Source organism: Hamadaea sp. NPDC050747, from assembly GCF_040654195.1.
Taxonomy (GTDB): Bacteria; Actinomycetota; Actinomycetes; order Mycobacteriales; family Micromonosporaceae; genus Hamadaea.
On sequence record NZ_JBFAHM010000011.1, the window covers coordinates 362,844 to 377,765 of the forward strand.

The window sequence follows — 14,922 nt, forward strand, 5'->3', positions numbered from 1 at the left end:
CACATCCTCCTCCACGCCACCGACATCGTTCGGCCGGCACCGTCGACCGCACGGGTCGGTTCTGCTCGACCGGTCAGTTCTGCTCGACCGGGCACCACCAGGTCGTCCGGGTGCCCACCACGCCGACCTGCAACGCCGCACCGCACCGTGGACAGGTCCCCCCGGCCCGGCGAGCCGGAATGAACGACAACGTATGCACACCACCGTTGGCGAGGCTGTCGCCGACCGATTCGCGTACGGCGTCGTAGAGGCGGTCGACGTCGTCGGCGGACACCTCGTCGACCGGCCGGGACGGGCGGATCCGGGCCGTCCACAGCGCCTGATCGGCCAGCAGGTTCCCGACCCCGGCCAGCGCCTCCTGATCCAGCAGCCGCGCCTTGACGGGTGCCGTCCCACGGCTCATCGCCGACTGGAACTCCTCCCGGGTCACCACCGCCGCGTCCGGGCCCAGCTTTTCGACCGGCGGGTCGAGGCGTACGCGGCCCAGCCGTCGCGGGTCGACCAAAGCGAGGAACCCGCCGTCGGCAAAGGTCAGCCGGAACCGGGTGAACCGCAGGTCACCCTGCCGGCGACCGCGCTCCCAGTAGTCACCGCCGTCCACCTCGGACCCGTGCCGGTCGGCGACCACGATCTTGCCCGACATGCCCAGGTGCAGGCCGAGCAACGGGCCAGGTTTGCGGGAACGACCAGCCCCGGTCGTCTCGCACCACATGCTCTTGCCGCGCCGGTGCACCGCCGACAGCCGCCGGCCCAGCAGCGCCGACCGGATCTCGCCCGGCATATGCGGCCGGCACACGTAGGTGTCGGTGTCGTCGACGTCGGCGATCACCCGGCCCAGGGCGTACCGGTCGATGACCTGGCGGGCGGACTCGACCTCCGGCAATTCGGGCATGCCGATCAAAATAGAGGGTGCCGCCCGCGTTTTCGCGAGCGGCACCCCGAGTCGTTCCCCGCTGGATCAGGGATATCTGTCGAATCTTTCCCCAAGATTAGACCGATATCCCTGATCCAGCGCCTAAGCGCGCGAGCGGGCCGGCGCGAGCGGGCCAACGCGAGCGCGAGCGCCGAGGCCGTAAAGCGTCAGTTCCGGCCGGGCTCGAACCGCCGCAACGCGAACCGGGCCGCGACCAGGAGCACCGCGATGTGCAGCAGCAGCACCGCGACTGCCCGCCACCAGTTGAACGGGGTCGGTGCCCAGATCGCCTCCGGGAAGGGGAAGCCGACGAGGTTGGTCGTGGCCGCGCCGGCGGCGAAGCCCCACCGCGACGGGTCGATCGCCGAGATGATCTCCAGCGCCCGCTGGCCGGTGATCTCGAACAGGCCACCCGAGAGCACCAGCTGGAACATCACGCTGACGACCAGGATCGGCGTCGTCTGCTCGGTCGTGCGCACCAGGGCGCTGGCGAGCAGGCCGAGCGAGGTCGACGCGATCGCCACGAGCGTCGCCGCCACCGTGATCTCGATCATCGGATCGCCGAGCACCAGCGCCGCGGGCGGCTTGGGCCGGTCGAACATGGCCAGGTAGACGAAGATCGCGCACTGGATCGCGTCGATGACCAGGAAGACGACGACCTTCGACAACAGATAGGCGGTGGGGGACAGGCCGATCGCCCGTTCCCGCCGATAGATCGACTGTTCGTTGACGATCTCGCGGATCGCCACCGCCACACCCATGAAGGCCGCGCCGATCACGAACACGACGATGAGCCGCTGCCCCTCCAGCGCGAATCCCTCCGGGTCCGCGCTCAACCCCTTGTCACCGGGCACCGCCCGGCTCAGAATCGCCAGGGCCAGGGGCAATCCCACCAGGAACGCGGCATACCCGCGGTCCGAGGCGATCACGGCGAGCATCCGCCAGCACAGCGTGATGAAGGCCCGCAGCGGCGCGCGCGGATGCCGCGCACGATCCTTGATAGACAGATCTTGTACGCCGGAAGGAGCGGACTGCGCCGGTTTGGCGGCGTCGGCGAACCGGGTCGTCTCCGCCTCCGGCGGACCGGCCTGCTGGGGCACCGGCGGGCCTTCCACGACGGCGGCCGGCTCATCGAGGACGGCCTCGGCGACCGGCTCCGCCACCGGGGCGGCGGCGACCGTCACCAGTTCCTTGCGCGCATCGGAGATCCGGGCCAGCTCCTGCGCCACGTCACCGACGTAACGGCGGTAGACCTCGGAGTTGCGGAACTCCTGCGACCAGCGCCGGGGCTCGTTGGTGACCTTGTGGAAGACGTCGGCGTAGTCCTCGGCGCCGAAGAACGGCAGCACCTCGTCGGGCGGGCCGAAGTAGCCCATGTGCCCGCCCATGCACATGACCAGGACGCGGTCGCAGATGTCCAGGTGCAGCACGCTGTGCGTGACCACCACGACGGTACGCCCCCGGTCGGCGAGCAGGCGCAGCTCCCGCATGACCTCCTTGTCCAGGGCGGGGTCGAGGCCCGAGGTAGGTTCGTCCAGGGCCAGCAGCGACGGCTCGGTGAGCAGCTCCAGCGCGACCGAGGTGCGCTTGCGCTGGCCGCCCGAGAGCGTGTCGATACGCTGCCGGGCCCGCTCGCGCAGACCGAGGAGTTCGAGCACATCGGCGACTCGTTGCTTGCGCTGCCGGCGCGGCACGTCGTCGGCGAACCGCAGGGACGCCGAGAACCGCAGCGCCCGCTGCACGGTCAGCTGCCGGTGCAGCACGTCGTCCTGCGGCACCATGCCGATGCGGTGACGCAGCTCGGAGTAGTGCTCGTAGAGGTCGCGCCCGTCGTAGAGCAGCTCGCCCCGCGACGGCTTCTGGAAGCCGGTCATCGCCTTCACCAGGGTGGACTTGCCGCACCCACTCGGGCCGATGATGCCGAGCAGCGTGCCCTGCTGCAGCGCGAAGCTCACGTCGTCGAGCAGCGTCGCCTTTCCGACGTCCACCGTGATGTCGTCCGCGACGAACGAGGTCGGACCCTGGTCGTCGTGCTGATACAGCCGTGCGCCGTCGTAGAGGAACTCGTGCCGGCCGACGGTGAACCGGTCGCCCGGCTTCAGGTCGCCCTTCTGCACACGCCGCCCATTGTGGTGGATGCCGTTGGTACTGCCCAGGTCCACCAGCTGATGCCCGGTGCCGACGCGCCGGATCTCCGCGTGCGAGCCGGAGACCCACAGGTCCGGCAGCACGATGTCGTTACCCGGATCGCGCCCGATCCGGATTCTGCCCTTATCGTCTAGCACTGCCACCGGAGTGAGGGCATCGGTGCCAGCCTGGCCGCTCGAAGTCACCGGCCTATCATGCCGAAGCCGTCAAGTCGGCATCGCTATCGGTCCGGCTCTTCCCTGTCAGGTTTCCTGCAGCACCGCTGTGAGCTGCTCGGCGAACTCCGGAGCGTGGGCGGCGAAGCCGCCGTGGTCACCGGCGAACTCCATCGGTGTCAGTCCCACCTGGCGGGCGAAGACCTCGGCGCACCGCCGGGCGAACTGGCCCTTCGACGCTGCGCCCACTCCGACCACGATCCGGACCGGCGACGTTCGCAACGCGTCCAGGTCCGGAACGAACGCGGTGGTCTGCCGGATCAGATGGCCGAAGAAGACCTTGTTGGTCGCCTCCATGGTGGCCAGCTGTTCCGGTGACGGCTCCCAGCGCGGCACGTCCTCCTGCTGACCCATCCCGGCGAGCCCCGCATAGGTGAGGAACATCGTCAGCGCCGGCATGCTGCCCTGCGCCAGGAACGTCTGATAGATCTCCTCGAACTTCGCGTGGACCTCGGCGGAGTCCGGCAGCGTCTCGACGATCGGCGGCTCGTGGGCGACCAGCGTACGCACATCGCCCGGATGCGCCGTGATCAGCGCGAGCCCGACGATCGCGCCGCCGCTGCTGCCCAGGTAGTCGACCGGCCCGCCGCCGAGACTCTCGATGAGCCGGTGCACGTCGTCGGCCTGCATCTCCGGCGTGATGTCCGCGTCGGCGTCGTCCCGGGTGCTCTTGCCGATCCCGCGCGGGTCGTAAGTCACCACGGTGTACCGCTCGGCCATCACCTGGGCCAGCGGGGTGAACCCGGTGCTGTCCATCGGCGACCCGATGAGCAGCAGCAACGGGCCCTCGCCCTGCGACTCGTAGTACAGGCGGGCGCCCGGGACATCGAGAAAGCTCATGTCCCGGACGCTACCGCGCAACCGGCGCCTACGCCCGCCGGCCGGCCCGCGTACGCAGGAAGACCGCGATCAGAAGCGCCGCGACCAGGCACAGCACGGCGTTGGCCGCGACGGCGATCGTGACCGCGCGCAGCACCGCGCCCGAGCCGGCGTGACTGCCCAGCGACCCCGCGACGACCGCCGACATGACCGGGATGCCGAGCGTGATCCCGACCTGCTGGCTCATCGTCGTCAGACCGGTCGCCAGGCCCTGCTCGCCGTCCGGCAGCCCCGAGGTGGCGGTGACCATGAAGCCGACGATCGCCACGAGGTTCGCGACGCCGCCGACGAAGGTCAGCGGCAGCAGCAGGCCGATCCAGGCCGGATCGGAGCCGAGGAGGACCAGCGGCGCCGTCGCGGCCGTCTGCACCAGCAGCGCGGTCACGATCCCCGCCTTGGCGCCCAGCCGGCGGATCACCCGCGGGCCGAGCAGCCCACCGGCGACGGTTCCCGCGCCGAGCACCGAGAACGCGAGCCCGGCCGCCAGCGGCGAATAGCCCAGCACGTCCTGCAGATACAGGGTCAGCAGGAAGACCAGCGACGTCTCGGTCGCGAACGCCATCAGCCCCGCGAAGTTGCCCCAGGCCACCGTCGGCCGCCGGAGCACGGAGACCGGCACGAGCGGCTGCCGGTGGCGGCGCTCGATCACCCAGAACGCGGCCAGCAATGCGACCGCAGCCGCCAGCGAACCGAGGACGAGCGGATCACGCCACGACGTCTGGCCAGCGGTCGTCAACCCGTACACCAAGGCGAGCAGCCCAAGCGTGACCGTCACGGCGCCGGACAGATCGAGCGCGGGCCGAGCCGGCGGCCGGCCCTCCGGCAGGACGCGGACCGCGATCGGCAGAACCACGACGGCCACGACGACGTTGATGAAGAACGCCCACCGCCAACTCAACAGGTCGGTGACCACGCCGCCGAGGATCGCGCCGGTGGTGAATCCGGCGGCGGTGAGCGCGCCGTTGAGGCCCAGTGCCTTGTCGCGCCTCGGTCCCTCGCCGAACGACGTCGTCAGCAGCGACAGCGCGGCCGGGGTGACGGCGGCGGTGGCCAGGCCCTGCAACGCCCGGGCCGCCAGCAGTACGCCCGGCGTGGTGGCCAGCCCGCCGGCCAGCGACGAGACGCCCAGCAGCGCCAAACCGGCCAGGAACAGCCGACGCCGTCCGAACAGATCGGCGATCCGTCCGAAGAGCAGGGTGAACCCGGCGGCGCACAACGCGAACGCGGTGGCGATCCATTGCAGAGCGTGCAACGGCAGGCCGACGTCCCCGCCGATCACCGGCAGCGCGACGTTGAGGATGGAGAAGTCGACGGCGAGGGTGAAGCCCGCCGTCAGCAGGACGAGTAGGGTGAGCCGGTCGCGTCGGCCCGTCTTGACAGTGGCGGCCTGGGCCGCGGTGCTGGCGGAGGCGGCCTGGGCCGCGGTGTCGAGTTGATCGAGGACCGCCATGGCGATCGGTGTCCTTCCGCAGTGATGATCGGGATGCGATTCACTCTGCGGCGGCTCTCCGAACCCCCACCAGACCGCGATCTGACTGGTCAGCGGCTGCCTATCACTCGCAGGGTCAGGCAACGCCCGCCGCCGCGAGGCACACTGTGATCATGAACGGCGAAACGACGGGCACCGACCTCGGCGAGTTCCTGCGCAGCCGGCGCGCCCGGCTGTCCCCGCAGGATGTCGGCCTCACCTCGTACGGGGCTCGCCGGGTGCCGGGCCTGCGCCGGGAAGAACTCGCCCAGCTCGCCGGGGTCAGCCTCACCTACTACACCCGGCTGGAACAGGGGCAGAGCGCCAACGCCTCCGAGTCGGTCATCGACGCCCTCGGCCGGGCGCTCAACCTGTCCGACGACGAACGAGCGCACCTGCACAACCTGGCCCGCCCGCGACCGGCCCGCCGACCGCGTCCGCCGCGCCCGCAGACCGCCCGGTCGGGCGTACGCCAACTGCTGAAGGCGATGAGCGGCGTACCGGCGGTCGTCATGGACCGCCGCAGCGACGTGCTCGCCTGGAACCAGCTCGGCCACCTGCTGCTGGCCGGGCACCACGACTTCGGCGCGCCGGACCGGATCGCCGACCGGCCCAACCTGACTCGGATGCTGTTCTGCGACCCGCATACTCGCGAGCTGTATCCCCGCTGGAAGGAGGAGGCCGCCCGCGCGGTCGCCTCGCTGCGGCTGGTCACCGGCGGCTATCCCGACGACCGCGAGCTGGCCGAACTCGTCGGCGAGCTGTCGATGAAGAGCCGAGGGTTCGCGGCGTTGTGGTCGCGTCAGTCGGTACAGAACTGCATGACCGGCACCAAGCGGTTCCAGCATCCCGAGGTCGGCCCCCTCGACCTGGACTTCGAACTGCTGCACCTGCCCGACGGCAACGGCACCCGGATCATCACCTACACCGCCGCCCCCGGTACGCCGTCGGACGCGGCGCTGCGGCTGCTGGCGTCCACGGCGCCGGCTCAGTCCGCTCCCGGTTCCCAGAGCCCGTCGGCGTCCCCGGACTCGATCCGGTCCCGGTAGACGTCGATCTTGTGATCGATGGCGGCGAGATTCTGCCGCAATTCCTCCACCTGCGCGGCGACCTCCGCGCGGTGTGCCTCCAGTAGCGCCAGCCGTTGCCGTTCGTTGCCCCGCCCCGCGGCCACGAGTTCGGCGTACCGGCGGATGGTGCGGATCGGCATGCCGGTGGCGCGCAACCGGGTGCAGATCGTGATCCAGTCCAGGTCAATCTGCTGGTAACGCCGCCGCCCGGTCGCGGTCCGCCCGACCGTGACGACCAGCCCCGCCCGCTCGTAGTACCGCAGCGTGTGCACGCTGACCCCGGTACGCCGGGCCGCCTCGGCGATGGTCATTCCCTTGACTTCGAGCACGCTCTCAATTCTAGGGTCATGATCATGACAACCACCCTGATCACGGGCGCGACCAAAGGCCTCGGCCTCGAGACCGCCCGCCGCCTGAACGACGCCGGCCACACCGTCTACATCGGAAGCCGCGACGCGGAGCGCGGCCGTGCGGCGGCGCTGCGGCTGGGCGTACGCTCGGTGCAGCTCGACGTCACCGACGACGCCTCCGTCGAAGCGGCGGCTCGCGCGATCGATGCCGACGGCGGACTGGACGTGCTGGTCAACAACGCCGGAATCCAGGTCGAGATGCACGACGGCGGCATCGTCGGCGCCGACGGGCTCAACGCCGAGATGATGCGCCAGACCTTCGAGACCAACGTCTTCGGCCCGGTACGCGTCCTGCACGCGTTCCTGCCGTTGCTGCTCCGCTCGGCGTCCCCGGTCGTCGTCAACGTCAGCAGCGGCCTGGCTTCGCTCGCCCGGGTCACGACGCCCGGCACTCCGGCGTACGCGTATCCCGGGGTGGCGTATCCGGCGTCGAAGACCGCCCTGAACATGCTCACCGTGCAGTACGCGAAGGCGTACCCGGCGATCCGGATCAACGCCGTCGAGCCGGGCTTCACCAAGACCGACCTCAATGGCAACACCGGGCACCAGACGGTCGAGCAAGGGGCCGAGATCATCGTGCGGATGGCCGGCCTGGGACCGGACGGCCCCACCGGCGGCTACTTCGACGCCAACGGCACCCTGCCCTGGTGAATCGGTGCGGTGACCGGGCGGGCCGCGATCGCCTTCGCCACGCGGTCGGCGTCGCGTCCCGCGCCCTGCACCATGCCGGAGGAGAAGGCGTACTGGAAGTGCAGCCCGGTGAAGTAGAGCCCGGGAACCTCCGGCACCATGCCGCGCTCGTGCCGGGGTGTCACGCCGTCGAGGACGGGAATGTTCACCCACGAGAAGCCCGGTTCGTAGCCGGTGCACCACACGACGTTGTCGGCGGCGACGACCTGGCCGTCGGCGAGCACCGGCAGGCCATCCTGCACGCCGACCATCTTGGGCGCGCGGACGACTCCGGCCTCGGCCAGCTCCCGCGGCCGGGTCCGGATCAGGGGCCCGCCACCGCTGTGGGCGGCCGCCTGGGCCTTGCGCCCGATCGGGGTGGCGACACTCAGCAGCCGGTGGAAGACCAGCCGGAGCACGACCCGGCTCAACAGCAGGCGACTCGGCCAGCCCGCGATGCGGAACGGCAGGTGCCCGGTGTCCCGGCCCGCGACGACCACCTTGTGCGTACGCGCGAGTTCGAGGCCGATCTCGGCGCCGGAGTTGCCCGCGCCGACGACCAGGACGGTGCCCGGCTGGAGCTGGCTCGGGTTGCGGTAGGCGATCGAATGCAGCTGCGTGATGGCCGGACTCAGGTCGGCGGCGAACTCGGGCAGCTTCGGCTGCTGCTGGTTGCCCATCGCGACGACGACGTTGTCCGCGGTGTACTGCCGCGCGCCTGCGTCGACGAGGAAACCTTCGTCGGTCCGGGTCAGGGCGTCGACGCGTACGCCGGTCTGCACGTCGAGCTGGAACCGCTCGGCGTACGCCTGCAGGTAGTCGGCCATCTGGTCCTTGGTCGGGAAGGCGAACCCGTGATCGGGGAAGGCCATTCCGGGAAGGGCGTCGTAGCGGGCCGGGGTGAACAGCCGCAGCGAGTCCCAGCGCCGCCGCCAGACGTCGCCGATCTGGTCGTGGGCGTCCACGATGAGGAACGGCCGGCCCAGTCTCCGCAGGTGGTAGCCGGTCGACAAGCCGGCCTGGCCGGCTCCGATGATCAGCGTCTCGACATGGTTCGTGTTCATGCCCCGACGCTATGGCCGGCCCGAGTACGCGCGCTTCGGCAGAACCCCGCACCCTGTCCGATCGCCGGATGGGGGATTTCCCTCACGACTGATCGATGAGGTGCTGCTGGAAGGCGTACGCGGTGGCAGCGGCCCGGGACGACACGCCGATCTTGGTGAAGACGTTGCTGAGGTGACGCTCGACGGTCTTCTCCGACAGCGACAGCTCGCGGGCGATGGCGCTGTTGGTCTTGCCGGTGGCGACGAGGCGGAGCACCTGCAGTTCGCGTGGGGTCAGCCCGTGCGCGGAAGGCGCCGGATCCGCCCGCAGCGCGGCCACCCGGGCCTGGTCAGGCTGGGCGCCGAGCTGGGTGAAGACGGCCTCCGCCGCGGCCAGCTCCAGTGCGGTCGTGTCTTCGTCGCCCAGCCGGCGGCACGCCTGCGCAATGAGGACACGTGACCGGGCCGCCTCGTAGGGCACGTCGAGGTCGCGCCAGTGGTGCGCGGCCGAGCGCAGCTCGGTGAGCGCGCCCGCCGGGTCGCCCTCGGCGAGGAGGACCGCTCCGCGGGCGTAATGGACCTGGGCGAGCAGCGCCGGGGCTCCGTAGACCTCGGCGATCGTCGCCAGTTCGGCCGCTGCCGCGCGGGCCGACGCCGGGTCCCCGGCGGCCAGTTCGACTTCGACCTGGGCGGGCAGCAGCCGGGCTCGCCGGAGCCGGTCCGACGTCTCGCCCAGCGCCCGGCGAAGTGCCGACCGCGCGGTGGCGGTGTCGCCCTGGGCCAGCCGGAGCAGTGCCAGGCCCGGGCACAGCTCATGCCCCCATTCGGCGGCCGCCCGGTACGCCTGTTCGGCCGCCACGTAATCGCCCCACCGCCGCAGCACCTCGGCCTGCTGGTAGCGGGCTCCACCGCTGGAGATCACCTCCGGCGAGCGGGACAGCCGACGGCAGGCGCGTTCGGCCTCCTCGACCGCGCCGGGCCAGTCGCCGTGCAGCTGACGCAGCTCGGCGCGGTGCACGAGACAACGCCCCGAGAAGACGATCATGTTGTGGTGCTGGTCCAACCAGCCGGTGAGGGCGTCGGTCCACTCCTGAGCCCGCCGGATCTCGGCCATCTCGCTGAACACCGAGATGACCACGCAATACACCGTCCCCGCCGCGATGGGGGAGATCTCGCGGCCGACGACGGCCAGCATCGCCTCGTCGAGAATCGGCACCGCCGCGGCGACCTGTCCGAGTTTGACCAACGCACCGCCGCACTGGGTCAACGCCAGGCCCTGCACGTCGGGATCGCCGGTGCGACGGCCGATCTCGATCGCCCGACGAGCGAGGGCGGCCCCCTGCGCGAAGTCACCGCCCGCGTTGCTGCGGAAGGCGTACGCCGACAGCACCAGCCCCCGCTCGGCGCAGTCGGCCGGCTCCGCCGCCAGCAGCGCCTCGGCCCGGGCCAGCCAGCCGCTCGCCTGGCCGATCTCGCCCTGGTTGCCCAGCGCGAACGACATCCAGAACGCGGCTCGGGCCGCCCGGCGGGGGCGGATCTCCCGCACGTCGATCTCGTACGCACGCCGCAGCGCGTCCACGCACGCGGTGACCTCGCCCCGCAGATACGCGGCCGTCGCGAGCAGGAACAGATCCTCGGGTGGCAGGGGAGTGGCCGCCGCCGCGCGGCAGAGCGAGTCGAAGGCGTCCGCCCAGGCGTGCCGCTCGGCCGCCGTCCGGCCGTCGGCGAGGTCCTGGTTCGGGACGGACTGGTCGATCGCTGCCACGCCGCTCCCGCCTTCACGCTTCGGGCCCGGAAAGAGTCCTCGCCGCTCAAGGATACGTCCGGTGGCCGCCGCAAGGCGGGTGCGACGGCCACCGGCGGGTTACCCGGCCAGCGGCGGAAGGGCGATCTCGCGCTTGAGGATCTTGCCGGTCGCCGTCTTCGGCAGCGCGTCGACGATCCAGACGTGCCGCGGATACTTGTACGCCGCGAGCTGCGCCTTGACGTGGTCGCGCAGCTCCTCCGGGGTGGCGGTGGCACCCGGACGCAGCACGACGACGGCCACGACCTCTTCGCCGTGCGTACGGTGCGGCATGCCCAGCACCGCCGCCTCGCCGACCGCCGGATGCTCGTAGAGGACCTCTTCGACCTCACGCGGGTAGACGTTGAAGCCGCCCCGGATCACCATGTCCTTGGCCCGATCGACGATCGAGTAGTAGCCGTCGGCGTCGCGGCGGCCCAGGTCGCCGGAGCGGAACCAGCCGTCCACGATGGCCTCGGCGGTCGCCTCGGGTCGCTGCCAGTAGCCCTTCATGATGTTGTGGCCCCGGATGGCGATCTCGCCGACCTCCCCGTCGCCCAGGTCACGGCGTACGCCGTCCTCGCCGGGCAGGCTGACCACCTTCATCTCGACCCCGGCGATCGGCGTGCCGATGGTGCCGGCCTTGCGGGGCCGGTCGGGATGGTTGAAGCAGGCCACCGGCGAGGTCTCGGACAGCCCGTAGCCCTCCAGGATCGCCACCCCGAACCGGGCCTCGAAGCGGTGCAGCAGCTCGACCGGCAGCGCCGCCCCGCCGGAGACGCAGATACGCAGACTCGGCAGTTCGACATCGGTCCCCGCCGCGGCTTGCAACAGCGCGCCGTACATGGTGGGCACGCCTGCGAAGACGGTCGCCTGCTCGGTCGCGAGCAGCTCGAGCGCGGCCTGCGGCTCGAACCGGGCGATGAGCACGAGCGTCGCCCCGGCCGCCACGGCGGTGTTGAGCGCCACGGTCTGGCCGAACGAGTGGAACAGCGGCAGACCGCCGAACACCACATCGGACGGGCCGAGGTCGAGCAGCGTACGCGCGGTGACGTCGACGTTGCGGGCCAGGTTGTCGTGGGTCAGCTCGGCGCCTTTCGGGCGGCCGGTCGTGCCCGAGGTGTAGAGGATGACGGCGGTGTCGTCGCCCGCCCGCTCGACGACCTCCGGCACCGGGTCGTAGGTGGACAGTTCGCGGGCGAACCGCTCCGGGTCGATGATCAGGCTGACGCTGTCCGCCCGGTGCGCACCCTGGGCGGCCTCCTCGGCGACGGTGTGCCAGGCCAGCATCCCGGCGGCGCCGGAGTCGTCGAGGTAGTAGTCGATCTCCCGGGCCTTGAGCAGCGGGTTCATCGGCACGACGACCGCGCCGGCGCGCAGGATGCCGTAGTAGAGCACCGCGAATTCGGGCACGTTCGGCAGCATCAGGCCGACGCGGTCGCCCGGCTCGACGCCGCTCAGCCGCAGGTATCCGGCGAACCGCGCCGAGGCGTCGTCCAGCTCGGCGAAGGTGAGCGTCCGGTCGCCGAGCTTCACCGCGACCTGGTCGGGGAACTCGACGGCAGAGGCGGTCAGATTGGCGGCCAGGTTGGTCATGCCCGGGTCTCCTTCACTCGTCGCCGGCGATCGCCCGGGCGACCGCCTCGGCCGGCTTCGGATCGGTCAGGATCGTGTAGTGGTTGCAGTCGGCGATCAGGTGCGCCGTAAGCGCGGTCGTCGCGGTCCAGTGGTCGACCACCGGCTGGGCAAGCAGCCCCGGTTCCTGGCCGAACATGCCGCGCGGGGCGTACAGCAGGGTCGCCGGGATCGTCAGGGCGGCCAGGTCGTCGCCGAACGACGCCGCGTTGACCAGCAGGTCCCGGCCGTCGGTGTAGACCGCCTCGGGGTTGACCCGCGAGCGGATCGCGCCGGGTTCGCCGACGGCGTCATAGCGGACGTACGCGGTCAGGTCGTCGTTCCAGGCCGCGCTGAGCGCCGGGTGCGCCTGGAAGAACTCGACGTACGCCGCCTCGGACGGGTACGTCATCTTCAGCCGGGCGACGGCCGGGCCGACGGTCGCCTCCAGCACGGCGTCGGGGTCGGCCCCCTCCGGCACCGGCAACGGCAGCCCGCCGTCGATGAGCACCAGCCGGGTGAACAGCTCGGGGAAGCGGGCGGCCGCCCGCAGCGCCACGTACGCGCCCAGCGACTGCCCGGCCAGCACCATCGGCGTACCGAACTGGGAAGCGACCACGGCCAGGTCGGCCGCGTGCCGGTCGATGCCGAACGGGCCGGGGGCCTGGTCGCTGCCACCGCGGCCCCGCAGGTCGACCGCGAGCAGGCTCCAGTCGGCGGGCAGCGCGCGGGCGACGGCGGCGAACGACATGGCCGAGGCGGTGATGCCGTGCGCGGCCACGACGAGGTTGTCGCCGTCGCCGAAGCGCAGTACGCGCAACGCCCCGGCGGCGTCGGGCAGTGCGATGTCGAGGGGCTGCATGTCAGCGGTCCTTGTCTGGAGAGGTGACGCCGACGACGCGCAGGGCGAAGTCGGCATAGGACTGGGCGATTTCTTCGCGGCGGTACGGCTGGTCGGGCCCGAACCAGCTGGCCACGCGCACGCCCATGGCGCTGACGGCTGCGGTGGCCAGGTACGCGTCGGGCACGTGGAACACCCCGGCGTCGATGCCGCGCTGGACGACGCCGAGGGCCAGCTGCTGCGTCTGCGCCCGCAACGCCAGCGACGGCGCGGCCTGCTCAGGAGACAGCGCGTGCAGTTCGGCGTTGGCGACCAGGGCCAGCAGCGGGAAGTCGGTGTGCACGTAGACGTGCGCGGTCACCAGGGCGCGCAGTTGCTCGGCCGGTCCCGGCGGGGCGTCGAGGACGGCCTGCTGGAGCCGCTCGTGCATGGCCTGGTGGCCGAGTAGCACCAGCTCGGCCAGGATGTGCTCCTTGGACGGGTAGTGCGCGTAGAGGGTCGCCGAGTTGATCCCGGCCGCCGAGCCCAGGTCGCGGATCGACGTGCCGTGGAAGCCCAGCTCGGCGAACAGTTGCAGCCCGCCCAGCAGGATGCGGCCGCGCGTGCCCCCGGGCGTCACGCCCTCGGGCAGCTCGACTTTGACCGCGCTGAGCCGTCTGGGCTCCCAGCGCGGCGTGCCCGGCGAACTCGCCATTCGTCAGCCCCCACATTCCATACCAATCGATTGGTTGACATCTTGCCAAAGGCGGAGCCATAGTGCAGCCAACCAATCGATTGGTTGATGGTACTCGAGAGGAAGGCGCGCATGTCAATCCCGTCCCGACTGCTCCGCACGCTCATCGCCGCCGTCGCGTTCACCCCGGCGTTCGTGGCCGCGCCCCCGGCCGCGCACGCCGCCGGCGGCTCCTACTTCGCCGGCGCCTACGTCAGCATCTACGGCTCTCGCGACTACCACGGCTACGTCCCGTCGACCTATCGCGCGGGCACGCCGATGCCGCTGCTCATCGCCCTGCACGGCTGCACCGAGAACGACGTGGGCTTCGACCTGCTGTCCGGATGGAGCGCCGAAGCCGAACGCCGAGGCTTCATCGTCGTGTTCCCCGACCAGAACAACCTGGTCAACCCGGCCGGCTGCTGGAACTGGACGCTGCCCACCAACCTGCACCGCGGCTGGGGCGAACCGGCCATCATCGCCGGGATCACCAACCGGATGAAGTCCACCTACAGCGTCGACCCCCGACGCGTCTACGTCACCGGCGTCTCGGCGGGCGGCGTCATGGCCAACATCATGGCCGTCACCTACCCAGACCTGTACGCCTCCGCGGCGATCCTCGCCGGATGCGAGTACGAATGCGACATCCTGCAACTGCGTACGCCGGAACAGGCCGGCCTCGACGCGCTGGCCGAGATGGGCAGCCGCGCCCGGCCCGTGCCGGTGGTGATCTGGCAGGGCACCGCCGACGTCGTCGTCCCGCCGTCGACGGCGTACCGGATCGCCGGGCAGTGGACCACCGTGGGCCACGTCGACAGCGTCGCCGACACCGTCGAGTACGCCCAGGCCCCCGGCGGGCGCACGTACCGGCATCTGACCTACCGCACGACATCCGGCCAGCCCCTCGTCGAGCAGTACATGATCGACGGAGCCGGGCACGCGTACCCGGGCGGGTGCTCGTGCAGCCTCTACGGCGACCCGGCCGGCCCCGACGCCACCGGGATCAGCTGGGACTTCTTCCTGGCCCACCCCAAGCCCTGAACCGTCCGCGCTGGATCAGGGTTCCCGGTCGAAAGATACCCCCAACATCGGCCGGGGACCCCTATACAACGCCCCAATTGTAGGGGCCCACGGTAGCGGCGCAATGGAAGCGCCCC

At 71.2% G+C, this 14,922-nt stretch carries 13 protein-coding genes; 3 read left to right on the top strand and 10 right to left on the bottom strand.

Going from position 1 to position 14,922, the window contains the following annotated elements:
* Positions 1–73: 73 nt before the first annotated feature.
* From AB0H43_RS27290 to AB0H43_RS27305, 4 genes are all read right to left on the bottom strand, one after another.
* On the bottom strand, positions 74–892 hold the full coding sequence (locus AB0H43_RS27290; protein WP_360003798.1) for a DNA-formamidopyrimidine glycosylase family protein: 819 nt from the start codon (positions 890–892) through the stop codon (positions 74–76).
* Between the two features lie 188 nt (positions 893–1,080).
* Positions 1,081–3,204 (bottom strand): ATP-binding cassette domain-containing protein, encoded by a 2,124-nt coding sequence (locus AB0H43_RS27295; protein ID WP_360003800.1) that lies wholly within the window; start codon positions 3,202–3,204, stop codon positions 1,081–1,083.
* Positions 3,205–3,303: 99 nt separating this feature from the next.
* On the bottom strand, positions 3,304–4,116 hold the full coding sequence (locus AB0H43_RS27300) for an alpha/beta hydrolase (protein ID WP_360003801.1): 813 nt from the start codon (positions 4,114–4,116) through the stop codon (positions 3,304–3,306).
* A 28-nt stretch (positions 4,117–4,144) separates the two neighbouring features.
* Positions 4,145–5,605: an MFS transporter gene (locus AB0H43_RS27305; RefSeq protein ID WP_360003803.1), complete on the bottom strand. Its 1,461-nt coding sequence runs from the start codon at positions 5,603–5,605 to the stop codon at positions 4,145–4,147.
* Positions 5,606–5,757: 152 nt separating this feature from the next.
* On the opposite strand from AB0H43_RS27305, the gene AB0H43_RS27310 reads away from it, so the two are divergent.
* Positions 5,758–6,672, top strand: a complete 915-nt coding sequence (locus AB0H43_RS27310) for a helix-turn-helix transcriptional regulator (protein ID WP_360003805.1) — start codon at positions 5,758–5,760, stop codon at positions 6,670–6,672.
* Here AB0H43_RS27310 and AB0H43_RS27315 read toward each other — a convergent pair.
* Positions 6,612–7,022 (bottom strand): MerR family transcriptional regulator, encoded by a 411-nt coding sequence (locus tag AB0H43_RS27315; protein ID WP_360003807.1) that lies wholly within the window; start codon positions 7,020–7,022, stop codon positions 6,612–6,614. The two genes, AB0H43_RS27310 and AB0H43_RS27315, sit on opposite strands and share 61 nt — an antisense overlap.
* 24 nt (positions 7,023–7,046) lie before the next feature.
* Here AB0H43_RS27315 and AB0H43_RS27320 point away from each other — a divergent pair, with 24 nt between their 5' ends.
* Positions 7,047–7,754: an SDR family NAD(P)-dependent oxidoreductase gene (locus AB0H43_RS27320; RefSeq protein WP_360003809.1), complete on the top strand. Its 708-nt coding sequence runs from the start codon at positions 7,047–7,049 to the stop codon at positions 7,752–7,754.
* On the opposite strand, the gene AB0H43_RS27325 is transcribed toward AB0H43_RS27320, so the two are convergent.
* From AB0H43_RS27325 to AB0H43_RS27345, 5 genes are all read right to left on the bottom strand, one after another.
* Entirely contained in the window at positions 7,721–8,836 is a 1,116-nt protein-coding gene (locus AB0H43_RS27325) for an NAD(P)/FAD-dependent oxidoreductase (protein ID WP_360003811.1), read from the bottom strand. The genes AB0H43_RS27320 and AB0H43_RS27325 overlap by 34 nt on opposite strands.
* Positions 8,837–8,918: 82 nt before the next feature.
* The gene (locus AB0H43_RS27330; RefSeq protein ID WP_360003813.1) at positions 8,919–10,580 is read right to left on the bottom strand and encodes a LuxR C-terminal-related transcriptional regulator; all 1,662 of its coding nucleotides are present in this window, start codon (positions 10,578–10,580) and stop codon (positions 8,919–8,921) included.
* Positions 10,581–10,679: 99 nt separating this feature from the next.
* Positions 10,680–12,194, bottom strand: a complete 1,515-nt coding sequence (locus AB0H43_RS27335) for a long-chain fatty acid--CoA ligase (protein ID WP_360003815.1) — start codon at positions 12,192–12,194, stop codon at positions 10,680–10,682.
* A 13-nt stretch (positions 12,195–12,207) separates the two neighbouring features.
* On the bottom strand, positions 12,208–13,074 hold the full coding sequence (locus AB0H43_RS27340) for an alpha/beta hydrolase (protein WP_360003817.1): 867 nt from the start codon (positions 13,072–13,074) through the stop codon (positions 12,208–12,210).
* 1 nt (position 13,075) lies between these two features.
* Complete coding sequence (locus AB0H43_RS27345) at positions 13,076–13,747, bottom strand: TetR/AcrR family transcriptional regulator (RefSeq protein ID WP_360003818.1); 672 nt, start codon at positions 13,745–13,747, stop codon at positions 13,076–13,078.
* A 111-nt stretch (positions 13,748–13,858) separates the two neighbouring features.
* Between AB0H43_RS27345 and AB0H43_RS27350 the strand changes: the two genes are divergently transcribed.
* The gene (locus AB0H43_RS27350; protein ID WP_360003820.1) at positions 13,859–14,806 is read left to right on the top strand and encodes a PHB depolymerase family esterase; all 948 of its coding nucleotides are present in this window, start codon (positions 13,859–13,861) and stop codon (positions 14,804–14,806) included.
* Positions 14,807–14,922 lie beyond the last annotated feature (116 nt).